The following is a 25,006-nucleotide window of genomic DNA, read 5'->3' as shown; positions in this document are numbered from 1 at the left end:
ACTTTACAAAGATGTTAGATTGTTTTGGTGGGTATGTTACAAAAAAGTAAAGATTTATTTTTTTCTTAAAGGGGGGCGGCCCCGACGAAGGGGAATGGATGGCTGAAGCCCCAGTTTTTGGATGCGGTATCGGAGTTGACGGAGGGTGAGCCCCAGATCTTTGGCGGCCCAGGTGAGGACCCACTGGTTGCGTTTGAGGGCCAAAAGGATCTCCCTTTTCTCCATCTCTTTAAGGGAGTGGCTCTCCTTGTTCGGCAACTCTTCCTCTGAAGAGGGCTGATCTAAGTGGTCGGTCTGTAGGAAGGGCTCGATGTCTTCCGGGGCAATGGGGACCTTCTCGCAGACTATAGCCAGCCGCTCAATGATATTTTCCATCTCTCGGATGTTCCCCGGCCAGGAATAATGGACCAGTCGCTCTGTGGCCTCCTGGCTGAGAATGATCTTCCGCCCGTAATCCTGGGAGGCCCGCTCACAAAAGAAGTTAAGAAGCAGGGGGATGTCTTCAGGGCGCTTCCTTAAGGGGGGAAGCTCTAAGGGAAAGACGCTCAATCGAAAGTAGAGATCGGAGCGAAATTCACCTCTGGCCACGGCCTCTTCCAGGTCGCGATTGGTGGCAGCGATGAGACGGACATCTATCTCTTTTGTTTTGGTGCTCCCCAGCCTTTCAAACTCCCTTTCCTGGATGAACCGCAGAAGTTTGGCCTGGAGGGAGAGGGGCAGCTCTCCGATTTCGTCTAGAAACACCGTGCCCCCGTTGGCCTCTTCCAGACGACCGCTCTTTGAGGTCACCGCTCCGGTGAAGGCCCCCTTCTCATAGCCAAAAAGCTCGGCCTCAAGGAGGTTTTCGGGCAGGGCGGCGCAGTTTATCTTGACAAAGGGCTTCCCCGCTCGGGGAGAGAGCTCGTGGATGAGCCGGGCTGTCATGGTCTTTCCCGTCCCGGATTCTCCCAGAAGAAGCACGGTGGCCTTGGTGGGGGCCACCTTGCGGACCATCTCAAGGGTCCTCTGCATGACCGGGCTCTGGCTGTGCCAGAAAAGACGCTGAAAGCGGCTTTTTAGCTCTCGGCGGAGGTTCAGGTTGTCCTGTCTTAAGAGTTTTTCTCTGGCGGCTACCTGTTGATTCAGGCTGACAAAGTGGGCAATGAGGGTGGCCACGATCTTTAGGAATTTTACATCTTCGGCCGGATCAACGTCTTTGCCAAAGAGTTTGTCCACCGACAGGACTCCAATGGGGTGCCTTTTAAGGGTGATGGGAACAGCGATAAACGAAAGCCTCTCTTTGGCCACTGCTCGGGCCCCGGTTCGGTTAAGAAATAGGGGCTCAGAGCGAACATCGGGAACCACGCAGGGCTCGCCGGTGGCAAAAACCTGTCCGGTGACACCCTCGCCGATGGCATAGATGCCTCTTTGCTCCTCCTGGGGCGAGAGACCATGGGAGGCCCTGATGACCAGCCTCCCCGATTCTTCGTCAAGCAGGGTGATGGTGGCCCTCTCCATGTCCAGGGTCTCGGAGAGGATTCTCAGAACCCTTCTTAGGGCCCGATCGAGCTCCAAGACATCGCTTATGACCTCGGAGATAGCGTAAAGGACCTCCAGCTCCAGGGCATCGAGCGATTTTACATTTTTGGTGTTGATTGGATATTTTTTGTTTACATTTTTGTAAAAATCTTTTTGTTCGGCCATATCTTCTGGTCCTCGACGATCTGATGGATTTCTGCCTCGGTTAGGGGGCGCTCTTTAAGCCGGGAGACCTGGCGAATGGCCCTGACCAGACCATCCAGGGCCTCATCCGGCACGGATATCCCCATCTGTTTAAGTTTGAGTCTTACAGCGGCCCGGCCGCTCTTTTTGCCCAGGGCCAAACGTCGTTTTAGGCCGATCTTTTCGGGAGGGAAGGGTTCGTAAAGTTCGGGGGCCTGGGCCAGGCCGTGGACATGGAGCCCTGTCTCGCAGAGAAAGAGCCCCCGTCCAATTATGGGTTTGTGCTCCGGGATGGGGCACCTGGCGTGCCAGGCCACAAAGCGGCACAGTTCACCGAGGTTTTCGAGGTGGTAGGAGGTCTTTTTTCTCCGAAAATACAGATAGGCGACCACCTCTTCCAGGGCGGCTATGCCGGCCCTCTCGCCCAGTCCTAAAACAGATACATCTACCCACCTAGCCCCGGCCTCCAGGGCGGCGATAGCGTTGGCCGTGGCCAGGCCGAAGTCATTGTGACCATGGAAGGCCAATTCGGCTGCGGGAATCCTTTCCCGCAGCCTTCTGATGATGGTCGCTGTCTCCAGGGGATTCAATATTCCCAGAGTATCGGAGATCCTGATCCTTTTGGCCCCGGATTCAATGGCCGTCTCGGCGGCTTTAAGAAGAAAGTCAGGCTCTGCCTGACTGGCGGTTTCAAGACCGAGGGAGACATAAGGGATGACCCGACTGGCCTGGGAAATCAATTTTTTTATCCTCTTGAGGGCCTCCTGGGGGCCGATTCTTAGCCTTCTCTGAAGATGATCAAGGGAGACCGGCAACCCGAAGTTGGCCCGACTCACTCCCAACTCTTTTGTCAAGTAGAGATCCTCCTCCCGGAGCCGGGCCCAGATACTGACCCGGACCTGGAGCCTGCTGGCGGCCGTAAGGAGCTTCTCCAGCTCTTTGTCCGGACTGGCCACTCCCAGCTCTATCTCTTCCACCCCCAGGCGGGCCAGCCTTTCTAGGAGACCGAGTTTGATCTCCGGGCTAAAATAGACTCCAAAGCGTTGTTCTCCTTCTCTAAGAGTAGTGTCTAGGAGCATCTCTCCATCCGCCTCCGTCCTAAATAAAAAGCAAAATAGATTCCAGAAGACAGTTCCCTGAAAATCTGACATTTTTGCAACCTTTGCCCCAATTTAATTGAACGATAAGGCCACTATTGTCAGATTTTCTCTGACTGTTCTCTGCCAAAAGAGATGTCAAAAATAGACGTTAACTAACAGACTTTAGATAACTCTGACCGGATTTGGCACAGGGCTTGCCACAGGCGTCTGGCAAAACGGAAATCTTAAGCCAAAGGAGGTCAGACTAGATGAGAAAGATTGCTATCTACGGAAAGGGCGGTATCGGCAAATCTACCACCACCCAGAATACAGTTGCCGGGCTGGCTGAGATGGGAAAGAAGGTCATGGTGGTGGGCTGTGACCCTAAGGCGGACTCTACCAGGCTCCTTTTAGGTGGTCTGGCTCAAAAGAGTGTCCTCGATACCCTCCGGGAGGAGGGAGAGGATGTAGATCTTGACGATATCCGCAAGGTGGGCTTTGGGGGCACGCTTTGCGTGGAGTCAGGAGGCCCGGAGCCGGGGGTGGGATGTGCCGGCCGGGGCATCATTACCTCTATTAATCTCCTCGAATCTTTAGGGGCCTACGATGAAAGCGAGGGTCTGGACTACGTCTTCTATGATGTTCTGGGTGACGTTGTCTGTGGTGGGTTCGCCATGCCTATCCGGGAAGGAAAGGCCCGGGAGATCTACATCGTTTGCTCTGGCGAGATGATGGCCATGTACGCAGCCAACAACATCTGCAAAGGGGTTCGCAAATTTGCCGAGGCCGGAGGTGTTCGTCTGGGTGGTCTTATCTGTAACAGTCGAAAGGTAGAAAATGAAGAAGAGCTTATCAAGGCCTTTGCCAAGAAGCTGGGCACGCAGATGATCTACTTTCTCCCCCGCGACAACATGGTTCAGAAGGCGGAGATAAACCGCAAGACAGTCATTGATTATGACCCCAACTGTGAAATGGCCCAGCACTACCGCAATCTGGCCAAGGCCATCGACGAAAACGACATGTTTGTCATCCCCCAGCCCATGCACACCGACGAGCTTGAGAAGCTCCTCATGGAATACGGCATTTTGGACTAGAGCCAAATCGGGGCCTTCCCCATTTAAACCAGCAAGGAGGAAAAAGATGATCATGGTCAGAGCCATTGTCAGACCGGAAAAAAGTGCTGAGGTCATGCAGGCCTTACTGGAGGCTGGCTATCCGGCCGTCACCAAGATTGAAGTGGCTGGCCGGGGTAAACAGCGCGGCATCCGCCTTGGGGATGTGATCTATGATGAGCTGCCCAAGGAAATGCTCATGGTAGTAGTTCCTGATGAGGAAAAGGACTTTGTTGTCCAGGCCATCCTTCAAAGTGCCCGGACCGGGGAGAAGGGGGCTTACGGTGACGGCAAGATCTTCGTCAGCCCGGTGGAAGAGGTCTACACCATCAGCTCTGGGACTAGAGAAGCCTAAAGGGAGGCAGAGATGAAAGAGGTGCTGGCGGTAATTCGTATGAACAAGATTAACCAGACCAAGAAGGCCCTGGTAGAGGCTGGTTACCCGGCCTTCCACGCGGTTAAGGCCCTGGGCCGGGGACGGAGGCCTGTGGATTTCAAATACATTGAGGCCCTTAATGAAGACCCGGAAGACAGTGCCGATGCCCTGGCTGTTTTGGCGCAGGGGCCGCGTCTTATCCCCAAGCGGATGATAAGCCTTATCGTCCCTGATGCCAAAGTTTCTGAGGTCATCCAGACCATTATCAAGGTCAACCAGACTGGTAATCCCGGCGATGGCAAGATCTTCGTTATGCCCATCTCTGATGTCATTCGGGTGCGAACCGGAGAGTCTGGAGAGACGGCCATCGACGAAATGACCGGTAAGTAAGGGTTAAGGAGGGATATCCATGGCGGATCTGAGACTCAAGAAGGCACCGGCTGTTGATCCCCACCAGGTAGTGGAGGAAATCATCAGCCTTTATCCGGCCAAGGTGGCCAAAAAGAGGCGCAAACACATCGTTGTTCGTGATCCATCCCAGCAACAGCAGATAGAGGCCAATGTCCGAACGGTTCCCGGCATCATTACCCAGAGAGGCTGCTGTTATGCCGGCTGCAAAGGGGTGGTCATCGGTCCCATCGTGGACATGGTTCATATCGTTCATGGGCCGATAGGTTGCTCCTTTTACGCCTGGGCCACCAGACGGAACCAGGGGCGTCCCCGTGAGGACGGCCACTATTATCTCCACTATTGCTTCTCCACCGACATGCAGGAGGATGACATCATCTTTGGTGGAGAAAAGAAGCTCCGGGCGGCCATTGAGGAGGCCTACCGGATCTTCAAACCCAAGGCCATAAGTGTCCATGCCACCTGTCCGGTGGGCCTTATTGGAGATGACATCCAGACAGTAGCTAAAGAAATGAGTCAGAAGTTGGGCATCCAGGTGGTGGCCTTTAATTGCGAAGGATATCGAGGGGTTTCCCAGTCGGCTGGCCATCATATTGCCAACAATGGTCTCTTCAAACACATCGTCGGTCTCGATGATGTAGAAGTGGAGGGCTACACCGTCAACTGCCTGGGAGAGTACAACATTGGAGGAGATGCCTGGGAAATAGAGCGCATTCTGGAACGGTGCGGTATCAAAGTCCTGGCCACCTTTAGCGGCAATGCCTCCTATGATGAGTTGCGGCGGGCCCACATGGCCCAGCTCAACCTGGTCCAGTGTCATCGATCCATCAACTACATGGCCGAGATGATGGAGACCCGCTTCGGGATCCCCTGGATGAAGGTCAACTTCATCGGGGTCAAGGCCACCTCCAAGACTTTGCGTAAGCTGGCTACGTTTTTTGATGATCCCAAGCTTACCGAGCGCATTGAGCAGGTCATCGCCGAGGAGGAGGCCGAGGCCGAGCGGCAGATAGCCCCTTACCGAAAGCGTCTGGAGGGCAAGACGGCCATGCTTTTTGTGGGAGGCTCTCGCTCCCATCATTATCAGGATCTCTTCCGGGATCTGGGCATGGAGACCATTGTTGCCGGTTATGAATTTGCCCACCGTGATGACTATGAGGGGCGGCAGGTCCTGCCCTTTATCAAGATCGATGCTGACAGTCGAAACATTGAAGAGCTTCACGTAGAGCCAGATCCGGAACGATTCCGCCTGCGCAAGCCGGAGGAGATCCTGGCTGCCCTGAAAGAGGCGGGCATCATTGACTACTACGAAGGCATGATGCCCGATATGCCCGCCGGCAGTATCGTTATTGATGATATCAGTCACGCCGAACTGGAGATCCTCATTCGACGCTTCAAACCGGATATTGTCTGCTCAGGGATCAAAGACAAATACATCATCGAGAAGTTCGGTATCCCCTCAAAACAGCTCCACAACTATGACTACAGCGGTCCTTATGCCGGCTACCGAGGGGCGGTCAACTTCGCCAGAGAAATAGACATGATGATCAACAACCCGGCCTGGAGCTACATAAGGCCTCCCTGGGAGAAGACCCCGGTTCTTAAGGCGGAACCTGTGACCTCATAAACAGCGGGCGGGACTGTCCTCCCGCCCCCAGGATCTAGGATAAGACTTCAGGAGGAGTGTGAGACCATGCTTGATATGACCCCTAAAGAAATTCAGGAGAGAAAGGCTCTGCGCATCAATCCAGCCAAGACCTGCCAGCCCATTGGGGCCATGTATGCCGCTCTGGGTATCCACCGCTGTCTGCCCCACAGCCACGGAAGCCAGGGGTGCTGTGCCTATCACCGAAGCCACCTCACCCGCCACTATCGGGAGCCGGTGGTGGCGGCAACCAGCTCTTTTACTGAAGGAGCGGCCGTCTTCGGCGGAGGAGGGAATCTTCGCCAGGCCTTAAGGACTATCTTTAAAGTCTATAATCCAGATGTCGTTGCTGTCCACACCACCTGTCTTTCGGAGACGATAGGTGATGATCTGCCCACAATCATAAAGAAGGCCCGCGAAGACGGTCTGATTCCAGAGGGCAAGTGGGTCATCCACACCAACACCCCGAGCTATGTCGGCTCCCATGTGACCGGCTTCTCCAATATGGTCAAGTCCATGGTGGACTACTTTGCCGAGTCGGAGACAGCCGGCGAGCATCTAAATGTTATTCCCGGCTTTGTAGAGCCGGCAGATATGCGGGAGATAAAATCCCTGCTTTCTCAGTTTGGTCTGAGAGGGATTGTTTTCCCCGACACCTCTGATGTTCTCGATACCCCTCAGACGGGAGATTATCATCTCTTTCCCAAGGGCGGAGTCCGGATAGACGACCTTAAGGCTACCGGCTCAGCCAAAGCCACTCTGGCCCTTGGACCCTGGGCCTCTGAAGCGGCGGCCAAGGCCTTAGAGAACAAGTGCGGCGTGCCCTTTAAAGTCCTTGATCTTCCCATTGGGGTGGCGGCTACGGACCGCTTTGTCCAGGCCATTATGGATATCACCGGCCTGGAACCTCCGGAGACCCTGATAGATGATCGGGGGCGCCTCATCGACATCATGACGGACATGCAGCACTACCTCTATGGCAAAAAAGTGGCCATCTTTGGCGACCCGGATCAGGTGATCGCCCTTACTGAGTTTCTCGTCAGCTGTGGCATGAAGCCGATCCATGTTCTTACAGGCACGCCGGGGAAGCGCTTTGAGCTCCGGCTAAAGGGAATCCTCAAAGAAGTAGCCCCCGGGGCCAACGTGCGGGCGGCCGGGGATCTCTTTCTCCTTCACCAGTGGATAAAGAACGAACCGGTGGATCTGCTGGTAGGCAACACCTACGGCAAGTACATTGCCCGGGCTGAAGATATCCCCTTTGTCCGCTTTGGCTTTCCCATTTTGGATCGGGTGGGACACAGCTATTTCCCAACGGTTGGCTACCGCGGCGGGATGTATCTTCTTTCCCGAATCGTAAACACCCTGCTTGATCGTAAAGATCGCGACGACGCTGATGAGTCCTTTGAGCTTGTTATGTAGAGGAGGCCAGGATGCCGGCAGTCATCTTTGAGGAAAGAAAAGACCAGATATATACCAAAGGGGAGGGGGCCTTCCGGATTGCCTGTAATCGGGAGAGTCTGGCCGGGGCCGTCAGCCAGAGGGCCTGTGTTTTCTGTGGCTCTCGGGTGGTCCTTTATCCGGTGGCCGACGCCCTTCATCTGGTCCACGGGCCGGTGGGATGCGCTGCCTACACTTGGGATATTCGGGGGGCTCTTTCCTCTGGGCCGGAACTCCATCGCTTAAGCTTTTCCACGGATCTCAGCGAGCGGGACGTTATTTTTGGCGGTGAGGAAAAGCTCTACCGTTGCCTCAAAGAGCTTATCGCCCGTCACCGGCCCCGGGCGGCCTTTGTTTACTCCACCTGCATTGTAGGCATTATCGGTGATGACCTGGAGGCGGTGGCCAAGAGGGTGGAGGCTGAAGAGGGGATTCCGGTCATCCCTGTGCAGTCAGAGGGATTTAAGGGGAACAAAAGAGCCGGCTACAATGCCGCCTGTCGAGCCCTCTTCCGCCTGGTGGGAACCGGCTCTACTGAGGGGATATCCCCCCTGAGCATCAACATCCTCGGCGATTTTAACCTGGCCGGCGAGATCTGGATCATCAGGGAGTACTACGAGCGCATGGGCCTTCAGGTGGTGGCCACCATTACCGGAGACGGTCGGGTGGATGATATCCGCCGGGCCCATGGGGCGGCCCTTAACGTCGTCCAGTGTTCGGGGGCCACCCTGGACCTGGCCCGGATGATGAAAGAGGCCTACGGTATTCCCTTTATCAGGGTCTCCTACTTTGGTGTGGAGGACATGGCCGAGTCCCTCTATGCCGTGGCCGAACACTTTGGTGATCCGGAGATCATGGCCCGGACTAAAGAACTGGTCCGGCAGGAGCTGGAGGTTCTTTATCCCCAAATTAAGGAGTTTCGAGCCGCCCTTTCAGGGAAGAGGGCCGCTATCTACGTGGGCGGAGCCTTTAAGGCCTTTTCGTTGGTCAAGGCCTTCCGGCTTCTGGGAATGAAGGTTGTTTTGGTGGGCTCCCAGACAGGGACAGAGGAAGATTACCGGGAGCTGGCCGCCATTACTGACCCGGGGACCATTATTGTCGATGATTCTAACCCCCTTGAGCTTTCCACCTTTCTCCGGGAAAAGCAGGTCGACATCTTTGTCGGTGGCGTCAAGGAACGGCCCATCGCCTACAAACTGGGGGTAGGATTTTGTGACCACAACCACGAGCGCAAACTGCCTCTTGAGGGCTTCGTGGGCATGTACAACTTTGCCCGCGAGGTCTACAGCACGGTGATGAGCCCGGTCTGGCGCTTTGTTCCCCGGGCCCAGAGCCTTGGGAAGCCTACGCAGGGCCAAAAACTTTCTTAGGAGGAAGAATCATGTGTTGTTCCACTCAGTCTCATCAAGGCCATCATCACGGCTGTCGCCGTCGTCTCTGGATAAACCGTCTTCTGGCCGCCAAGGAAGAAAAGGGTCTTACCTTTGAAGAGCTTGGCCGGCAACTCGGACGGGATAAGGTCTGGGTTGCTGCCCTTTTCTATGGTCAAGCTACCGCCTCTGAAGAGGAGGCTCGCCGCCTTCAGGAGATCCTTGGTCTGGATGAAGAGGTGGTAGCCTGTATTCAGCGGCCTCCTTATCGGGGAAGACTCCTGGAAGATATCCCTCGTGACCCTACGGTTTATCGCTTCTACGAGATTCTTCAGGTCTATGGTCCGGCGATTAAGGCCGTGATTCATGAAGAGTTCGGCGACGGGATAATGAGCGCCATTGACTTCAGTATTGATATCCGGAAGAAGCCTGATCCGGCCGGAGATCGGGTGGTGATCACCCTAGAAGGCAAATTCCTTCCTTATCGAAAGTGGTAGTTTCGTCCTTTTAGGGGCCTTTGGCCCCCTTTAAGGACCTGCAAAAGCCTTAGATAGGAGGATGTAAATGCCCGAGGCTAGAAGTGCGTCCTTTATAAGCGGCTCTCGCCGGGAGTATGTTTCCACCACCAATGCCTGCAAGATGTGCATGCCCCTGGGGGCCGCCCTGGCCTTCCGGGGGGTAGAGGGATCAGTGCCATTTCTTCACGGCTCCCAGGGCTGTGCCACCTATATGCGCCGCTACCTTATCAGTCATTTTCGTGAACCCATGGACATTGCCTCCTCTTCTCTGGGGGAGAAGCACGCCGTCTATGGAGGCGGGCCAAATCTTAAACTGGGGCTTATGAATGTGGCCAACAAGTATGGCGCCAGGCTTATCGGTATCGCCACCACCTGTCTTACGGAGACCATCGGAGACGACGTCCCCCTGATTCTAAAGGAATTCAAACGAGAGACGGGGGCTAACTTTGATGGCCAAAAGGGCCCCTATCTCGTTTTTGCCTCCACCCCCAGTTACTCGGGCACCCATAAAGACGGCTTTTTGGCGGCCACCCGTGCTCTTCTGGCCCAGGTGGCCGCCAAAAAGCCCGGCTCCAGGCACGAGGTGGGGGTGTTCCCCGGGCTCGTGTCCCCGGCCGATATCCGTTATCTCAAGGAAATCCTCTCCGATTTCGGTTTGTCGGGAACCATTGTGCCCGACATATCTGATCCCCTTGATGCCCCGGCAGCTGAAGAATATCAACGGATTCCTCCCGGAGGGACACCCATTGCCGAGATCGAGTCTTTAGGACGAGCCCGAGCTTTCGTGGATCTCGGTCGGCTGGTCAAAGGCCGCCGGAGTCCGGCAGAAGTCCTTAAGGAGCGCTTCGGCCTCAAGACATATCACCTCGGTCTTCCCATCGGCCTGCGGGAGACAGATCGCTTCTTTGAGGCCCTTTCTGAGATCTCGGGCAGCCCCATCCCCGAGAAGCACCTTCTTGAAAGGGGGCGCCTAATAGATGCCATGGTAGATGCCCATAAGTATCTCTTTGGCCAAAAGGTGGTTGTCTACGGAGAGGAGGATTTGGTTGTCGGTCTGACCAGCTTTTTGGCTGAGATAGGGGCCAGACCTGTTCTCTGCGCCACCGGCGATCGTCAGAAAGACTTTCCTGACGCTATCTCCCAGGTGACCAACGATATTCTTCCTGAGCCACCCAGGGTGGCCGTTGGGGTTGATTTTTATGGTATCGCCGGTCTGTGTGAGGAACTCTCTCCAGATATATTCCTCGGCCACAGCAAAGGCTACCACCTGGCCAGAAAGATGGGGCTTCCCCTGGTGCGGGTGGGCTTTCCTATCCATGATCGTTTCGGAGCCCAGAGAATTATGCATTTAGGCTATCGGGGGGCCCTGGCCCTGCTTGATCGCTTAGTTAACGCCATCATCGAGAGGCGTCAGGAGACCTCATCTGTGGGCTACACCTATATCTAGCAGATACGGAGGAGACCATGAAGACCAAAGACTTTGATGTCCACCATCATCCCTGCTTTAACGCCGAAGCCAAGGGCCAGTTTGGGCGGGTTCATCTGCCGGTGGCCCCTAAGTGCAATATCAAATGTAACTACTGTAACCGCAAATATGATTGCACCAATGAGAGCCGGCCTGGGGTGACAAGCAAGGTCCTCTCACCTCACCAGGCCTTAGCCTATATGGAGAAGGTCCTGGAACTTGAGCCCCGGATTTCAGTGGCCGGCATAGCCGGTCCTGGAGACCCCCTGGCCAACCCGGGAGCCACTCTTGAGACCTTGCGTCTCATAAGAGAACGCTTCCCGGGGCTCATTCTTTGCCTGGCTACCAATGGCCTGGCTCTTCCGGCCTATGTGGACGATTTGGCCTCCCTTTCTGTATCTCATGTCACGGTGACCATAAACGCCATCGATCCAAAGATTGGCTCCCAGATTTATGCCTGGGTGAGGGATGGAAAGGTCGTTTACCGGGGAGAAAGGGGGGCAGGCCTTCTTCTTGAACGCCAGCTCGAAGGGGTGACAGCCCTAAAAGAGAAGGGAATCATGGTCAAAGTGAACACCATTGTTGTCCCGGGTATAAATGAAGAACACGTTATCCAGGTGGCGGAAAAGATGGCCTCTTTAGGGGTGGATCTTTTCAACTGTATTCCCATGTATCCCACCCGTGAGACCCCCTTTGAGGATATAGCCGAGCCGGATCCGGTTCTTATCTCCCGTCTGCGGGATCAGGCCGCCCGCTACCTTCCCCAGATGCGTCATTGTACCCGCTGTCGGGCCGATGCTGTGGGGCTTCTGGGAGAAGATAGAGCCAAGGAGCTGGCCTCTTGTCTTAGGGCCTGTGCCACCTTGCCCCTTAAGGGAGACGAGGATCGTCCTTATGTGGCTGTGGCTACCAGAGAGGGCCTTCTGGTTAACCTTCACCTCGGTGAAGCAGCAAGCTTTCAGATCTGGAGGCGTACGGAGTCGGGAGGTTTTGAACCTGTAGAGGAGCGTCCGGCCCCGCGTCCAGGTGGAGGTTTAAAGCGTTGGCTCACCCTGTCAGAAATTTTGAAGGATTGCCGAGCGGTCTTGGTTGCCGGACTGGGAGAAAACCCCCGTCAGGTCCTTGAAGAGGCAGGCATAAAGGCCTATGAAATGACCGGGTTTATCGAAGAGGGTCTCAAGGCTGTATATGAGGGCGGTGCCCCCGGCCTGTTTAAGGCCCGACGTCAGGGATGCTCTGGAGGGTGCCGCGGGGGTGGAGGCCTGGGCTGTCTCTGACACCTGATATCATCAAATCCCAGCTGGGTCTTCCCGGGGGGAGGGATCTTCCCTGTCCCAAAATAGATCAGGCTCAGGTCCCTCCCCGAAGAGACGTCCGCCTTGGTTTGAATATAAAAAGGGTTTTAAGTTTTCATTTTCGTGTCATTTATGTGTTATAAAAGACTCCTCTATAACATTGACTTTTTTCTTCTTTTTTAAAGATGCTATCTGCTTGACCTCCTGTTTGAGTTAGACAATCCTTAAAAATAAGTCTTTAACATTTGTGTTTTTTTAAACAAACTCAGACGGGAGGTTTATGGCTACTTGTCTGGCAGAGTTAAAGGGTCATCTTCCTGTCTTTCCCCGTATTACAGGGCTTAAACACCCCCGTTTTGGTGATCTTTCTCGGCCGGATTCGGTAGTCATGCCTTCCCCTCCTCTCTGGTCAGGGTCTTACTATCAGGCTAAGGATCCGATATTCATTCATCTTACTGTTACTGGCCGCTGTAATGCCAGCTGCAAAGGGTGTATTAATGCTGCTGTCACCTTAGGGCTGGAGGCCCCGCGTTCTCTTCTGGTTACCTCGGGAGAGACAGTTCCTGAGCGGGACGCCCGGGCGATAGTCAACCTGGTCGCTCGCTATCCTGGAGAGACGGTCACTGTTTGTTTTTATGGAGGCGAGCCTTTTTTAGCCGCCGATAAGATGGACGCCATTGTCCGCCTTATCTCTACCTTCCCGGAGGCGGAGAGGATCCGCTATCTGGTCTATACCAATGGGGAGCTTCTCTCCCGGGCCCTGGATAAATATCCCCACTTGATGGAGACCATCTGGCTCTATTCGGTCTCGATAGATGGCGATGAGGAACAACACAATCGGATAAGACGGGGGACCAAGCTCTCCAGGATCATAGCCAATTTAAGGCGCCTGCGGCGGGCCGTTTCCTCTCGGGTTCTCCAGTGGTCCACCCTGAGAGAAGAACAGTCCCTGATTCGATGTTTTCAGCAATTTATGGAGCTTTATGCCGAGGGTCTGGCAGACTACTTCTTTTGGCACTGGGTGGAGACATTTGAACCCCTTGAAGATTTGGCCGGTTATGTCGCCCGATATGAAGAAGAATTTTCAGCCATTCTTGATGTTTATCTTCAACATCTTAAGGAGGGCCGGGTTCTCCCCATCGTTCACCTAAACGAACTCATCATTTATGCCCTCTCCGGCCACAAACGAGGACATACCGCCTGCGGGGTGGAATTGGCCAAAAATTATGATCTGGTTGATGGCCGGCTTCACGCCTGTGCTGATCTTCCACCAGAGTGGGCTTTGGGTGAGATAGGCGAGGATGGTTCGGTGATTTTCTCCGTTTCCCCAGACCTTGAGGCCTTGGTAGCCTACAAAGAGTCCTTAGGGTGTTCGAACTGCGGAGTCCATGCCTACTGTGGGGGGCGCTGCCCTGTGCAGGCCCTGACAGGCTCTCCCCTAAGGACTCTTCAGTACTGTCAGCTGACCAGACTACACGTTGGTTTGGTGCTGGAGCGCCTCCCGGAACTGGTCTCTCTCCTTAAGAGGGCCAAGATCAGCCTTCAAGATATCTATGATCATTCGGCCTTCCTGGCCCCCTATACGGATGTGGTTCCCTAGACCCGGACATTCTTCACGGAGGCCTCGAGCCCTTCTACCTCTGAGCGAAGTTGAGAGATGTGCTCCTTCTGGGTCCGGGCCTCTTGGGCCGCCTTTTGGCTTCTTTGGGTGACTTCTTTGATCTTGTCGGTGACCAGAAGTGATCTTTCTACAGCATGGCCCAGGTGTTCACTGATTTCCGAGACCGTAGCCGTCTGTTCTTCCACCGCAGCGGCAATGGTTTCTGAAGTTTGATTGATGGTGTCAATGGTTTGATATATCTGGCCTATGGCGGCTACCGTCTGGCTGCTGTCTCGTTGAAGGCTGCTAATCATCTCTGTGATTCGTTCAGTAGCCCTGGCCGTCTGTTTGGCCAGCTCCTTAACTTCGCCGGCCACCACGGCAAAGCCCTTTCCGGCCTCCCCGGCCCGGGCGGCCTCAATGGTGGCGTTTAGGGCCAGAAGGTTAGTCTGCTCGGCTATGGAGTTTATCATCTTAACGATCTCACCTATCTCTTTTGAGCTCTGACCAAGACGTTCGGCCAGTTGGTTGGCCTCTCTGATCTCCCTTTCGGCCTGTTGTACCGTAGTGGCTGCCTCCTGAGAGTTCTGGGAGATCTCGGAAATGGCCCGTTTCATTTCCTCGCTAGCTGTATTTATGGACTGGATATTGTCCGTAGTTTTGACAGCCAGCTGGGAGACCTTCTGGGAGTCTTCGTAAATCTCACCATTTAACCGGGTCACTCTGTCTGAGAGCTGATCCACTTGAGAACTTAGCTCATATACCTTTGAGGTTACCTGTCTTAATCGGCTAACAAAACCGGAGAAAAATTCCAAAATTTTTTCTAAGGCCTTAAGGAAATCCTTCTGTTCTTGACAGATGGCCCGTACCTTTGGTCTTTGGGTAAGATCCTGGTCTTGGCTTACAGAGTTCATAAAGCGGGCTATCTCCTTAAAGAAATATCCCAGTTGGAAGAGAAGAAAAATTCCCACTCCGGTGGCTGCCAGGGCAATGGCCATGATAGCCAGAACCCCCTTTAGGGAAAGTCTTCTTAAATGGCTGTAGTCGCGGTGCATCTCCTCAAAAAGATGGCCCAGAAGCTTCTCCAGATCGGCCTCCAGGTTCTCTCCCAGGGAGTCCATCTCCTCCATAAGTTCATATCCCCGGCGGTTCCCCTGAGGTCTCTCAAGAGAGAGTATCTCTTTAGCTAGGGTCTTAAATCGGGGCCATTTGAGCTTTATTTCTTCATAGAGCCGCCTTTCTTCCGGAGAGTGAATGTGCTCGGCAAAGGATTGAAGATACTTCTCAAAGCGGATCGAGGCCTCTTGAAAATGTTTCCCTTCTTCAGGATCACCGCTTATGAGATAGTCGTTGGGGGGCATGACGGCCTCGTTCAAACTGACAATAGCGGCTACTAACCCTTCGGCCTTTGATCCCGATAGGCTTTCGGCCGTCTTAATGGAAAGAAGGAGATAGCCGCCAATAAGGATAAGAAAGATACAGGGCACCACGGCCAAGGCCATGATCACATCAAGCCGGAGACGCTTCATCATTCCCTCCCCTGATTGTTTTGATTTTGTTTAGATTTTTTTAATCTAATTGTTTGGTTAAAATTGGAATAATTTTAAATTACTTTAAAAATGGTTATCGGCGGGTAGGAAAGATTCCCTTAAAAGAGGGGTAACAACATTTAGGAAAGTTATCCCTGAAGGTGATAAGCCAAATTCTGGTTGATAGCTGATTGTTCCTTGAGCCTGGGAGCCTTTAACCAAGTTTGGGAGTCTCGCCTCGGCGCCACAGATAGACAATGGGGCTGGCCACAAAGACCGAGGAGTAGGTCCCCACAATGACCCCGAGGATAAGGGTTAAGGCAAAGTCCTTAAGGACAATACCTCCGAAGACAAAGAGAGAAATCAAGACCAGGAGTGTGGTCAGAGAGGTGATGATGGTCCGGGCCAGCATCTCATTTACGCTTTTGTTGATGATTTGCTTAAAGCTGAGCCGTCCTCGATGTTGGCGGATATTTTCTCTAATTCGGTCAAAGACAACCACTGTGTCGGTGAGAGAGTAACCGGCCAGGGTCAAAAGAGCGGTGACAATGAGAAGGGATATCTCTCGGTTAAGAAGGTAAAGAATGCCCAAGACGGTCAAAACATCGTGAAAGGTAGCGGCAGCAGCGGCCACCCCAAAGCTGACATCGAAGCGAAAGGCCAGATAAAGAATGATGCCCACCAGGGATATGGAAATGGCAATGATGGCCTTGCGTTTGAGTTCCTGGCTGATAGCCGAGCCAATCTCGCTTTTGCTCTCCAGACGAAAGTGATGGTCGGGGAAGTTTTGGTTCAGGACCTCCCTTATCTGGGCTTCAAGATCGCCTACGGTCTCCTCCTGACGTTTGACCTTTATGATAAGAAGATTCTCTCCCTTGACCTGCTGGAGCTGATAACCGGATATGCCGGCCTTATCTAAGGCCTTTCGAACCGCTTCCAGATCAAAGGCCTTCTCTGATCGATAGTAGGCCATAGTGCCCCCGGCAAAGTCCACCCCTAAATTGGCCCTTCCCAGACTGATTTGAACAAAGGCCAGAATCCCCAAGGCGACCAGGAGCCCGGAGAGACCAAAAGCCAGCTTACGGAAACCCATAAAGTCTATTTTGGGATTTTTGACAATTTGCAGGAAGTTGATATTTGGAGTCCGGCCCCGGCTGATGAGCCAATCATAGACCAGTCTGGTGCCGAAGATGGCCGTAAAAAGATTGATGACAATGCCGGCCGAGAGAGTAACGGCAAAGCCCTTGATGGGGCCAGTGCCAAAGAGAAAAAGGGCCAGGGCGGTAATGAGGGTGGTTACGTGGGCGTCAACAATGGTCCAAAAGGCCTTGTCGTAGCCACCATAGATGGCTGCTCGAGGAGGTTTGCCCAGGGCCATTTCCTCACGCATGCGTTCAAAGATAAGGACGTTGGAGTCCACCCCCATGCCCATGGTCAGGATGATTCCGGCAATACCGGGTAGGGTAAGGGTGGCCCGGAAAAGAGAAAGGACGGCCAAAAGGAAGATGATGTTTAAAAAGAGGGCCACATCGGCTACCAGGCCCGAGAAGCGGTAATAGATGACCATGAAGACAATGACTAGGGCCGCCCCGATTAAGCCGGAAGTAAGCCCTTTGCGAATGGAGTCGGCCCCCAGACTCGGACCAACGGTGATATTCTCAATTACCTTGACCGGGGCTGGCAGGGCTCCGGCCCGAAGGACAATAGCCAAGTCCGAGGCCTCCTCATGGGTGAAGGAACCGGTTATCTGAGCGTGTCCTCCAGTTATCTTCTCTCTGATGACCGGAGCCGAGCGAACGACATCATCCAGAACAATGGCCAGACGCTTGCCCACATTCTCTTCGGTAATGCGTTCAAAGACCCGGGCTCCCCGGTCAGTAAGCTCAAGGGCCACATAGGGTTCATTGTAGGGGCCACCAATGCGGACATGGGCCGTTTTGACCATGTCGCCAGTCATAAGGGTCTTCTTTTTAAGAAGGATAGGGGTCTTGGTGGTCCGTCCGGTGCGGGGATCCCTCTCCACCAAGAAATAGACCTCGTCATCAGCGGGAATGTAGCCCCTTAAGGCCCGGTTGACCTCCTTTCGGGAGGCATCGGGCTTGAGGCGCCCCTCTTCTATTGCCTGGCGGATGAGGCGGGCCACATCAACCCCAGCTTCATCATCTACCAGCTTGAACTCCAACTGGGCTGTTTGACCGATAAGCTTAAGGGCCCGCTCCGGATCCTTGACTCCAGGGAGCTGGACAACGATCATGTCCTCTCCCTGACGAACGATGACCGGTTCGGCTACTCCGAACTGGTCGATGCGATTGCGGATTATCTCCAGGGACTGGGCTACGGAGTTTTCGCGGATAAATTTTTCTCTCTCCTCAGAGAGCTTCAAAACCACCTGGGGAAAGGCCTTGGTCTCATCAATGCGGACTATTTGAAGATCAGGAAAATCCTCCTTGAGGATCTCTTTGAGCCGGGCCAGGGCCTTTTTATTGGGTAGGGAGAAGACTATCTTACCGGGCTCTGATTCCAGACGAACCACGGTGATGCCCTTCCGGGCCAGGACATCTTTCAGATCTCGAGCCGCAGCCTCGGTGGCGTTTTTGACCGCCTGATCGATATCTACCTTGAGGACCAGATGCATACCGCCTTGAAGGTCAAGTCCCAGTTTGAGCCCTTGGCTATAAAGATATTTTTTCCACCAGCCGGGAAGATCGGGGTAGAATGACGGCAGGACAATGGCTACAGACGCCAGGGTGAGGAGGACAAGCAAGGCAAACTTCCAACGCAAGGCCTTTGGCATATGACCACTCCCGGAAGAAAGTTCTTTCAAAGTCGTCTTTTCCTACTCCAGCAGGGGGCCATTTTCAAGGGAAAAGCAACTAGATAAAAGAACCAATCTCCATTAAGGTCTTTTTATGCGTCAGATTAAGCGCCTGGTCAAAATTGCCTTCGGTTTGATTCTCCTCCTGATAGGAGTGGCGATGATAGTCCTGCCTGGTCCGGCAACGGTGGTCATTCCCCTGGCCCTGGGGATCCTCTCCAGTGAGCTTCCCTGGGCCAAAAGGCTCCTGGACTGGCTAAAGGCCCGGCTCCGGCCCCTTATCAGACGTCTGGAACCTTACCTCTCCCGCAAGGCCAAAATGGCCAAGTAAGTAAAGTACATACAGAGGAAGAGAAAACCCTTCTTGCGGTCGAGCTCGTGGGTTCGTCCCAGAAAGAGACCGACAAAGAGGGCCAGGGTGGCCAATATGACCATGCCGATGTCCAGATTTAGGCTGGCCCGGAAGGGTATGGGCGAAACACTGGCGGTAATCCCCAGAATCCAGAAGATGTTAAAGATATTGGAGCCCACCACATTCCCCACGGCGATTTCGGTCTTCTTTTTGAAGGCCGCTACCACCGAGGTCACCAGCTCGGGCAAAGAGGTCCCCAGGGCGACAATAGTTAGCCCAATAAAGGCCTGAGAGACTCCCAGGAGGATCACCAGCCCCCTGGCCCCATCAACAACCATGTTTCCCCCCAGCCCCAGACCGATAATGCCCCCCGTGGTCATAAGGAGAGCCAACCCCCAGGGAAGGGGTTTCACCTGATAGTCTATCTCCTCCCGCCGATCGAGGCCAAAGGCGTAGAAGAGAAAGATGGCAAAGAATGACAGGAGCACCAGTCCATCGGAGCGAGAGATCATCGAAGGAAGGCCATCCAAAAGACCATCGTTGGCCATAAAAAAAAGGACAATAACCGCCAGGAGGCTGAAAGGGATTTCCTTCCAGACCGTGCCCAAATGAATGGTCAGGGGGTATACCAGGGATGAGGCTCCTAATATAAGAAGGATGTTGGCGATGTTGGAGCCCAGGATGTTTCCGATAGCCAAATCCGGGCTCTTCTTAATAGCGGCAATAATATTTACTAAAAGCTCCGGGGCCGACGTTCCGAAGGCCACTACCGTTAGTCCGATGGCCCTGTCAGAGACGCGGAGCCTTTTGGCTAGGGCGGCAGCCCCCTCTACCAGAAAATGCCCGCCAGAAAGGAGTAGGGCAAAGCCTCCAACAAGAAAGAGGAATTCCTTCACCTACTCCTCCTCAGATGACGACTTATGGTCTTCTCTAGCTCTATAAGGAGGAAGAATACGAGACCAGCCCCCATGATTACCAGCCATACCCAGGGGGCAAAAGGCTCAACGGAAAATACCCTGTTAAAGAAGGGAACATAGGTAAAGGTTGCCTGTAGGAGGACAATAGCCAGAAGCCCTAAAATTACGGCCCGATTCTGCCAAAGATCTCCCACGGAGAGCACCGGGGCCAGGAGCCTTCGGCAATTAAGAAGATAGAAGGCCTCTAGAAAGACAATAACATTGACGGCCAGGGCCCGAGCCTCAGTCACCTGACCCGATCTCTTAAACCACCACTCAAAGCCTCCCCAGGCCAGAGCGGCCATCAGAAAGGATACCAGGGCCATCCGGCTGATGAGGTATCCCTCCAGAAGAGGAGCCTTTGGAGGGCGGGGAGGACGGTCCATGACTCCATCTTCCCGGGGCTCAAAGGCCAAAGCTACCGCCAGGGCCACAGTAGTTACCAGATTTATCCAGAGAATATGAAGCGGCAAGACCGGAAGGGTGGTAGCCAAGGCTATGGCCCCTAGAAGGATGAGACACTCCCCCCCATTGGTGGGAAAGATAAAAAGAATAGTTTTGCGCAAGTTGTCAAAGACTGTTCGTCCTTCTTCTACCGCGGCCACTATGCTGGCGAAATTGTCGTCAGTAATAACCATGTCTGAGGCCTCTTTGGCCACATCGGTGCCGCTTCCCATGGCAATTCCGATATCGGCTGCCTTAAGGGCCGGGGCATCATTGACCCCGTCTCCGGTCATGGCCACAATCTCTCCCTGCCCCTTAAGGGCCCGGACGAGCCGAAGTTTGATGGCCGGGGTGACCCGGGCAAAGATTTCGGTCTTTGCGGCTACCTGGGAGAACTTCTGCTCTTCAAGCTTCTCGAGCCTCTGACCCTCTATGGCCTCGCCTTTTAAACCCAGAAGCTGACCAATGGCCTGGGCCGTCAGGGGATGATCGCCGGTGGCCATCTTGACCCTTATCCCGGCGCGATGACAAAGGGAGATGGCCTCCATGGCCTCTGGTCGTGGAGGGTCCATCATCCCAATCAGCCCCAGAAGACGCCAGCCTCCGCTATAGACGGCCTCATCCGTAAGGGGAGGAGTGAGGTCTTTCTCGGCCACAGCCAGAACCCGCAGCCCGGATCGGGCAAGCTCCTCCACCTGGGGAAAGAAGGCCACGGCCTCCTGGCCGCAGAGCTGGAGGACCTTTTCTGGAGCTCCTTTGAGGAAGGCCAGGTGTCCGTCTTTAGTTTCGTGAAGACTAACCATAAACTGGCGATCGGAGTCAAAGGGCAGGAGGTCTATCCGGGGATAGTGCCTTCGCTCCTCTTCGCTAAGACCGGCCTTTCTGGCGACCACGATTAAAGCCCCCTCAGTGGGATCGCCATCTACCAGCCAGCGGCCGTCTTTCTCTATCAGACTGGCCTGATTGCAGAGATAGCCCGCTAAAAGGAGTCGATAAAGGGCCTGATCCTGGCGAACGGATATTGGCTGTCCATCCATTAAGATTCGTCCCTGGGGAGCATAACCTACCCCCTCAACCTCCAGCTTTCGGCCGTCAGCCAGAATTATTCTGGTTACGGTCATTTCGTTGCGGGTGAGGGTGCCCGTTTTGTCAGTGCAGATGACCGTGGTGCTCCCCAAGGTCTCCACCGAGGGCAGATACCGAATGATGGCCCCCCGACGGGCCATCCTCTTTACACCGATGGCCAAGGCCACGGTCATAATCACCGGAAGCCCTTCGGGAATGGCCGAAACGGCCAGGGCCACCGCCGCCATAAATGACTCCTCAAACGGGAGACGTCGCAAGTAACCCAGAAGGAAGGTGAAGACGGCAAAGACGAGAATAACAAAGGTTACCTTGCGGCTGAATATTTCCAGCTTTCGGGTAAGAGGGGTCTTGGGCGGTTCCACCCCGGCCATCATTTGGGCAATCTTGCCGAACTCTGTAGCCGCTCCGGTGGCCACGACAATGGCCCGGCCCTCTCCAGAGAGGGCCAGGGTGCCGGAGTAGATCATATTTCGTCTGTCAGCCAAGGGGGTATCCTCCGGCAGAGGGTCAGATATCTTTTCCACCGGCAGAGACTCCCCGGTGAGGGCGGCCTCGTTGGTCAGGAGCCCCTTGCTCCAGATAACCCTGGCATCGGCTGGAACCTTGGCCCCGGCAGTAAGAACAATTAGATCCCCAGGGACAAGCTCCTCGGCAGGGATGATTTCTGTTTCTCCACCTCGCAAGACGGTGGCCTTGGGAGAGAGCATCTCCTTTAAGGCCTCAAGGGCGGCTTCAGCCTGACTTTCTTGAACAAAGCCGATGATGGCATTAATGACCACCACGGCCAAGATAACAGCGGCATCAACAAACTCTCCTAGGGCCAGGCTGACCCCCGCCGTGGCTAGGAGAACATAGATAAGAAGGTCTCGAAACTGGTCAAGAATTCTGGCCAGAATTCCCCGTCGGGGGCCGGTAGGGAGGCGGTTGGGGCCAAAGCGAGTCAATCTCTCTTGAGCTGCCCTGGCCTCAAGGCCCCGGCTTAAATCCGTCTCGAGATAGAGGGCTACCTCCTCTGGGGTCAGACTGTGCCAGGGGCGAGGTTCCATCTATTTGGTATTCTCCTCATAAAGTGACCAGAGAAGGCGAAAGCAGGGGGTAAAGTTCTCCGGTTCTTTTTCCAAAAGGGTTCGCACCTCTTCTACAGTGAAGAAACGACCGTCTTCTAACTCCCGAGGATTAGGTCGAGGGGGTTTCCTGGTCTCCCCGCGATAAAGGCAGACATGTTCCCAGCCCGTCTCCTCACAAGCTGGCAGTTTCAAGACCAGATCCAGGCTACAGTTAAGACCAAGCTCCTCCAGGAGCTCTCTTTTGGCGGCCACCATGTAGGGTTCGCCGGGTTCTACATGACCGGCAGCCGAGGAATCCCAGAGACCGGGATGTTCGTCTTTGTCCTGGGCCCGCTTCTGGAGATATATCCGCCCTTTGGGATCGAAGAGGAAGATGTGTACGGCCCGATGCATCAGCCTCTGACGGTGGATTTCGTCTCGAGACAGAAGGGCCATGACCCTGTCTTCCTCATCACAGACCTCCAGCAGCTCGGTGGCACTTACCCGGTCTGTTCGCATAAAAACCTCCTCTTTTGGTAGAAAAATATAGGATCTTCGATCCGAATTACCTTCTCGGGGGGCCAGCCGGGGAGAGGAAAGTTACAGCTGATGATCCTGGCTCCCTCGGGAAGCTCCCGGGCCAGTTTGGTAGCCAGCCTGGGCATAATGTCCGGAAACAGATAGCAAAAAATCACCTCGGCTTGGCCAAGATGAGCCTTCCAGAAATCCTGACGGTGACAGGTAACAGGGGCCCTGGAGATGATTTTCCTGATCTGGAAGAGAAGATAGGCATAAGGATTTATCTCATAACCTACTCCTCGAACACCATAGCGACGCCAGGCCGCCAGCAGGAAGCGTCCGTCACCGCAGCCAAGGTCATAAAGCCTGGTCTCCGGGGCCATGGGAACCTCCTCCAGGATGGCCCGTATCTTGGCGGCAGATGTTCGAGTGAAAAGGGCCCCTCCTGTCTTTGCGGCCACCGCGGCCGTGGAGACAGCGTAGGCTATTTTGGCCGCCGAGATAGTGAGCAGAGGGGCTAAAAACCAAAGAATCTTCATCTTTTGAGCACCTCTATCTCACCCAGGGGCCTATTCTGAACCAGAAAGACCCGGCCCTGCCGGGCCAATTCCAAAAGGGCCAAAAAGGTGGCTATGATCTCCACCCTATCTGCTCCCTGGACAAAGGCCTTAAAAAACAGCCGCCCTTTTAAAATGAGTTCTTTCCAGATCTGGTCAAGTTTGTCCCGCACAGAGACCCTGGCCAGACGGACTTCCATAACCTCCGGAGGGGCATTTCGCTTAAGCAGATCCCTTAAGGCAGCCAGAAGATCAAAGAGACTGGCCTTAACAGGGGGGGGTTTTGAGTTGTCGTCTTCAAAGCTCATTCCCCGGGGAAAGACATCTCTTAGCCACTGGGGACGGCTGTAGAGCCTCTGGGCCGCCTCTTGAAAACGGATGAGTTCCAGCAGGGGACGGACGATCTCCATCCGTGGATCCTCCTCGTCTTCTTCCGGTGCCGGTCGGGGAAGGAGCATCCGGCTCTTTATGTGGAGGAGGGTGGCGGCCATGACCAAAAACTCTCCAGCCAATTTTATGTCTAAGGTCTTCATCAATTCCAAATATTCCAGATACTGGCGGGTGATTTCTGCTATCGGAATGTCATAAATATTTAGACGATTCTCCCGGATAAGATGGAGCAAGAGGTCCAGGGGGCCTTCAAACTCTGGCAACCTCACCGGATAGAGGGCCAGCTGTTCACCCATGGCCCCCTCCCTTTCAGCTACCGAAAATGGTTTGCCGGACCTCAACCATGGTCTGAATGGCAAAGTCACGGGCCCGTCTTTGGCCCTCGTTGAGGATTTCTTCCAGAAGTCCGGGCTTGCTTTCCAGCTCGCGGGCTCGTTCCCAGATGGGCTCAAGGGCCTTAATCACCCGCTCGGCCAGCTCTCTTTTGCACTGAACACAGCCCAAACGGGCCTCCTTGCAGGCGGCGATGATTTCCGCCAGCTCCTCAGCAGAAAAATAAAGACGGTGGAGGTTAAAGGCCACACAGCGCCTTTCGGGATCTCCAGGGTCAGATTTGCGAGGGCGGTCCACATCGGTGACCATCTGGGAGATCTTTTTCCGGACTTCCTCGGCGGAGTCATTGAGAAAGATGGCATTTCCAAAGGACTTGCTCATCTTCCGGCCGTCGATTCCCGGGACTTTGGGGGCCTCAGAGAGCAGGGCCTCAGGCAAGGGAAAAACCTGGCTCTCGTAAAGATAATTAAAGCGTCGGGCAATCTCCCGGGTAAGCTCAATGTGGGGGAGCTGGTCTATCCCTACCGGGACCTTATCGGCCTTGTACATGAGGATATCGGCGGCCTGGAGAACCGGATAGCCCAGGAAACCGTAGGTGGAAAGCTCCCGGTCGCTTAACTGCTGGAGCATGTCTTTGTAGGTGGGGTTTCTCTCCAGCCAGGCTACCGGCGTGATCATAGAAAAAAGGAGATAGAGCTCGGCGTGCTCTTTTATCTCTGATTGGATAAAAATAGTGGCCTTTTGGGGATCTATCCCCACCGAAAGCCAGTCTATAAGGAGACGTCGGGTGTTGCTCGAAATGCTGCGAGAGCGGGCGTAGTCTGTGGTCAGGGCGTGCCAGTCGGCCACAAAGAAAAAGCAGTCGTACTCTTCCTGGAGCCTTTTCCAGTTCTCCAGGACTCCATGAAGATGCCCCAGATGAAGGGGACCGGTGGGTCTCATTCCGGAGAGAACTCGTTTTTTTCGGGCCATG

Annotated in this window: 21 protein-coding genes; 11 read left to right on the top strand and 10 right to left on the bottom strand. The window is 54.4% G+C overall.

The features are described 5' to 3' along the window. Window positions 1-54 precede the first annotated feature (54 nt). Both G4V39_RS02735 and G4V39_RS02730 read right to left on the bottom strand, forming a co-directional pair. Window positions 55-1,683 carry a sigma 54-interacting transcriptional regulator gene (locus tag G4V39_RS02735; protein ID WP_166031483.1) on the bottom strand — a complete coding sequence of 543 codons (1,629 nt, stop codon included), beginning with the start codon at window positions 1,681-1,683 and terminating at the stop codon, window positions 55-57. Next, the gene (locus tag G4V39_RS02730) at window positions 1,650-2,780 is read right to left on the bottom strand and encodes a LeuA family protein (protein WP_166031482.1); all 1,131 of its coding nucleotides are present in this window, start codon (window positions 2,778-2,780) and stop codon (window positions 1,650-1,652) included. The genes G4V39_RS02735 and G4V39_RS02730 overlap by 34 nt, the downstream gene beginning before the upstream one ends. 269 nt (window positions 2,781-3,049) lie before the next feature. On the opposite strand from G4V39_RS02730, the gene nifH reads away from it, so the two are divergent. From nifH to G4V39_RS02680, 10 genes are all read left to right on the top strand, one after another. Continuing rightward, window positions 3,050-3,874, top strand: coding sequence for a nitrogenase iron protein (nifH, locus tag G4V39_RS02725; protein ID WP_166031481.1), 825 nt, complete (start codon window positions 3,050-3,052; stop codon window positions 3,872-3,874). Between the two features lie 46 nt (window positions 3,875-3,920). Continuing rightward, window positions 3,921-4,247: a P-II family nitrogen regulator gene (locus G4V39_RS02720; protein WP_166031480.1), complete on the top strand. Its 327-nt coding sequence runs from the start codon at window positions 3,921-3,923 to the stop codon at window positions 4,245-4,247. A gap of 12 nt (window positions 4,248-4,259) precedes the next feature. Then, window positions 4,260-4,658 carry a P-II family nitrogen regulator gene (locus tag G4V39_RS02715; RefSeq protein ID WP_166031479.1) on the top strand — a complete coding sequence of 133 codons (399 nt, stop codon included), beginning with the start codon at window positions 4,260-4,262 and terminating at the stop codon, window positions 4,656-4,658. Window positions 4,659-4,677: 19 nt separating this feature from the next. Then, window positions 4,678-6,303: a nitrogenase molybdenum-iron protein alpha chain gene (nifD, locus tag G4V39_RS02710; RefSeq protein ID WP_166031478.1), complete on the top strand. Its 1,626-nt coding sequence runs from the start codon at window positions 4,678-4,680 to the stop codon at window positions 6,301-6,303. A gap of 66 nt (window positions 6,304-6,369) precedes the next feature. Further along, window positions 6,370-7,740 carry a nitrogenase molybdenum-iron protein subunit beta gene (gene nifK / locus G4V39_RS02705; protein WP_166031477.1) on the top strand — a complete coding sequence of 457 codons (1,371 nt, stop codon included), beginning with the start codon at window positions 6,370-6,372 and terminating at the stop codon, window positions 7,738-7,740. Window positions 7,741-7,751: 11 nt separating this feature from the next. Next, entirely contained in the window at window positions 7,752-9,128 is a 1,377-nt protein-coding gene (gene nifE / locus G4V39_RS02700) for a nitrogenase iron-molybdenum cofactor biosynthesis protein NifE (RefSeq protein ID WP_166031476.1), read from the top strand. Window positions 9,129-9,139: 11 nt separating this feature from the next. Then, a complete protein-coding gene (gene cynS, locus G4V39_RS02695) occupies window positions 9,140-9,625 on the top strand; it encodes a cyanase (RefSeq protein WP_166031475.1) in 486 nt (161 codons plus the stop codon). 67 nt (window positions 9,626-9,692) lie between these two features. After that, on the top strand, window positions 9,693-11,093 hold the full coding sequence (locus tag G4V39_RS02690) for a nitrogenase component 1 (RefSeq protein WP_166031474.1): 1,401 nt from the start codon (window positions 9,693-9,695) through the stop codon (window positions 11,091-11,093). Window positions 11,094-11,110: 17 nt separating this feature from the next. Further along, a complete protein-coding gene (nifB, locus tag G4V39_RS02685) occupies window positions 11,111-12,388 on the top strand; it encodes a nitrogenase cofactor biosynthesis protein NifB (protein WP_166031473.1) in 1,278 nt (425 codons plus the stop codon). Window positions 12,389-12,686: 298 nt separating this feature from the next. After that, window positions 12,687-14,006 carry a radical SAM protein gene (locus G4V39_RS02680; protein ID WP_166031472.1) on the top strand — a complete coding sequence of 440 codons (1,320 nt, stop codon included), beginning with the start codon at window positions 12,687-12,689 and terminating at the stop codon, window positions 14,004-14,006. On the opposite strand, the gene G4V39_RS02675 is transcribed toward G4V39_RS02680, so the two are convergent. Beyond that, window positions 14,003-15,535 carry a methyl-accepting chemotaxis protein gene (locus G4V39_RS02675; protein ID WP_166031471.1) on the bottom strand — a complete coding sequence of 511 codons (1,533 nt, stop codon included), beginning with the start codon at window positions 15,533-15,535 and terminating at the stop codon, window positions 14,003-14,005. The two genes, G4V39_RS02680 and G4V39_RS02675, sit on opposite strands and share 4 nt — an antisense overlap. 214 nt (window positions 15,536-15,749) lie before the next feature. After that, window positions 15,750-18,329 carry a protein translocase subunit SecD gene (gene secD / locus G4V39_RS02670; protein WP_166031470.1) on the bottom strand — a complete coding sequence of 860 codons (2,580 nt, stop codon included), beginning with the start codon at window positions 18,327-18,329 and terminating at the stop codon, window positions 15,750-15,752. Between the two features lie 115 nt (window positions 18,330-18,444). Here secD and G4V39_RS02665 point away from each other — a divergent pair, with 115 nt between their 5' ends. Next, window positions 18,445-18,681 carry a PGPGW domain-containing protein gene (locus tag G4V39_RS02665; RefSeq protein ID WP_166031469.1) on the top strand — a complete coding sequence of 79 codons (237 nt, stop codon included), beginning with the start codon at window positions 18,445-18,447 and terminating at the stop codon, window positions 18,679-18,681. Here G4V39_RS02665 and G4V39_RS02660 read toward each other — a convergent pair. The 6 genes from G4V39_RS02660 to trpS are packed head-to-tail and all read right to left on the bottom strand — an operon-like array spanning window position 18,648 to window position 25,005. Beyond that, entirely contained in the window at window positions 18,648-19,598 is a 951-nt protein-coding gene (locus tag G4V39_RS02660) for a calcium/sodium antiporter (protein ID WP_166031468.1), read from the bottom strand. The genes G4V39_RS02665 and G4V39_RS02660 overlap by 34 nt on opposite strands. Next, window positions 19,595-22,234 carry a cation-translocating P-type ATPase gene (locus G4V39_RS02655; protein WP_166031467.1) on the bottom strand — a complete coding sequence of 880 codons (2,640 nt, stop codon included), beginning with the start codon at window positions 22,232-22,234 and terminating at the stop codon, window positions 19,595-19,597. Before G4V39_RS02655 ends, G4V39_RS02660 begins: the two co-directional genes overlap by 4 nt. Further along, entirely contained in the window at window positions 22,235-22,753 is a 519-nt protein-coding gene (locus G4V39_RS02650) for an NUDIX hydrolase (RefSeq protein ID WP_166031466.1), read from the bottom strand. Continuing rightward, the gene (locus tag G4V39_RS02645) at window positions 22,735-23,292 is read right to left on the bottom strand and encodes an SAM-dependent methyltransferase (RefSeq protein WP_166031465.1); all 558 of its coding nucleotides are present in this window, start codon (window positions 23,290-23,292) and stop codon (window positions 22,735-22,737) included. The genes G4V39_RS02650 and G4V39_RS02645 overlap by 19 nt, the downstream gene beginning before the upstream one ends. Then, window positions 23,289-23,996 carry a segregation and condensation protein A gene (locus G4V39_RS02640; RefSeq protein ID WP_166031464.1) on the bottom strand — a complete coding sequence of 236 codons (708 nt, stop codon included), beginning with the start codon at window positions 23,994-23,996 and terminating at the stop codon, window positions 23,289-23,291. Before G4V39_RS02640 ends, G4V39_RS02645 begins: the two co-directional genes overlap by 4 nt. A gap of 13 nt (window positions 23,997-24,009) precedes the next feature. Further along, window positions 24,010-25,005, bottom strand: a complete 996-nt coding sequence (trpS, locus tag G4V39_RS02635) for a tryptophan--tRNA ligase (RefSeq protein ID WP_166031463.1) — start codon at window positions 25,003-25,005, stop codon at window positions 24,010-24,012. Window position 25,006: the final 1 nt, after the last annotated feature.

Origin of the sequence: Thermosulfuriphilus ammonigenes (assembly GCF_011207455.1) — a bacterium.
In the GTDB taxonomy this organism is placed as follows: Bacteria; Desulfobacterota; Thermodesulfobacteria; order Thermodesulfobacteriales; family ST65; genus Thermosulfuriphilus; species Thermosulfuriphilus ammonigenes.
The sequence above is the reverse complement of the archived record's forward strand: the minus strand, read 5'-3'. Positions and strand labels throughout refer to the sequence as shown.

Bases quoted from the DNA above. Each gene is read 5' to 3' on its own strand.
- G4V39_RS02735 (WP_166031483.1), bottom strand. From the start codon at position 1,683: ATGGCCGAACAAAAAGATTTTTACAAAAATGTAAACAAAAAATATCCA.
- G4V39_RS02730 (WP_166031482.1), bottom strand. From the start codon at position 2,780: ATGCTCCTAGACACTACTCTTAGAGAAGGAGAACAACGCTTTGGAGTC.
- nifH (WP_166031481.1), top strand. From the start codon at position 3,050: ATGAGAAAGATTGCTATCTACGGAAAGGGCGGTATCGGCAAATCTACC.
- G4V39_RS02720 (WP_166031480.1), top strand. From the start codon at position 3,921: ATGATCATGGTCAGAGCCATTGTCAGACCGGAAAAAAGTGCTGAGGTC.
- G4V39_RS02715 (WP_166031479.1), top strand. From the start codon at position 4,260: ATGAAAGAGGTGCTGGCGGTAATTCGTATGAACAAGATTAACCAGACC.
- nifD (WP_166031478.1), top strand. From the start codon at position 4,678: ATGGCGGATCTGAGACTCAAGAAGGCACCGGCTGTTGATCCCCACCAG.
- nifK (WP_166031477.1), top strand. From the start codon at position 6,370: ATGCTTGATATGACCCCTAAAGAAATTCAGGAGAGAAAGGCTCTGCGC.
- nifE (WP_166031476.1), top strand. From the start codon at position 7,752: ATGCCGGCAGTCATCTTTGAGGAAAGAAAAGACCAGATATATACCAAA.
- cynS (WP_166031475.1), top strand. From the start codon at position 9,140: ATGTGTTGTTCCACTCAGTCTCATCAAGGCCATCATCACGGCTGTCGC.
- G4V39_RS02690 (WP_166031474.1), top strand. From the start codon at position 9,693: ATGCCCGAGGCTAGAAGTGCGTCCTTTATAAGCGGCTCTCGCCGGGAG.
- nifB (WP_166031473.1), top strand. From the start codon at position 11,111: ATGAAGACCAAAGACTTTGATGTCCACCATCATCCCTGCTTTAACGCC.
- G4V39_RS02680 (WP_166031472.1), top strand. From the start codon at position 12,687: ATGGCTACTTGTCTGGCAGAGTTAAAGGGTCATCTTCCTGTCTTTCCC.
- G4V39_RS02675 (WP_166031471.1), bottom strand. From the start codon at position 15,535: ATGAAGCGTCTCCGGCTTGATGTGATCATGGCCTTGGCCGTGGTGCCC.
- secD (WP_166031470.1), bottom strand. From the start codon at position 18,329: ATGCCAAAGGCCTTGCGTTGGAAGTTTGCCTTGCTTGTCCTCCTCACC.
- G4V39_RS02665 (WP_166031469.1), top strand. From the start codon at position 18,445: ATGCGTCAGATTAAGCGCCTGGTCAAAATTGCCTTCGGTTTGATTCTC.
- G4V39_RS02655 (WP_166031467.1), bottom strand. From the start codon at position 22,234: ATGGAACCTCGCCCCTGGCACAGTCTGACCCCAGAGGAGGTAGCCCTC.
- G4V39_RS02650 (WP_166031466.1), bottom strand. From the start codon at position 22,753: ATGCGAACAGACCGGGTAAGTGCCACCGAGCTGCTGGAGGTCTGTGAT.
- G4V39_RS02645 (WP_166031465.1), bottom strand. From the start codon at position 23,292: ATGAAGATTCTTTGGTTTTTAGCCCCTCTGCTCACTATCTCGGCGGCC.
- G4V39_RS02640 (WP_166031464.1), bottom strand. From the start codon at position 23,996: ATGGGTGAACAGCTGGCCCTCTATCCGGTGAGGTTGCCAGAGTTTGAA.
- trpS (WP_166031463.1), bottom strand. From the start codon at position 25,005: ATGGCCCGAAAAAAACGAGTTCTCTCCGGAATGAGACCCACCGGTCCC.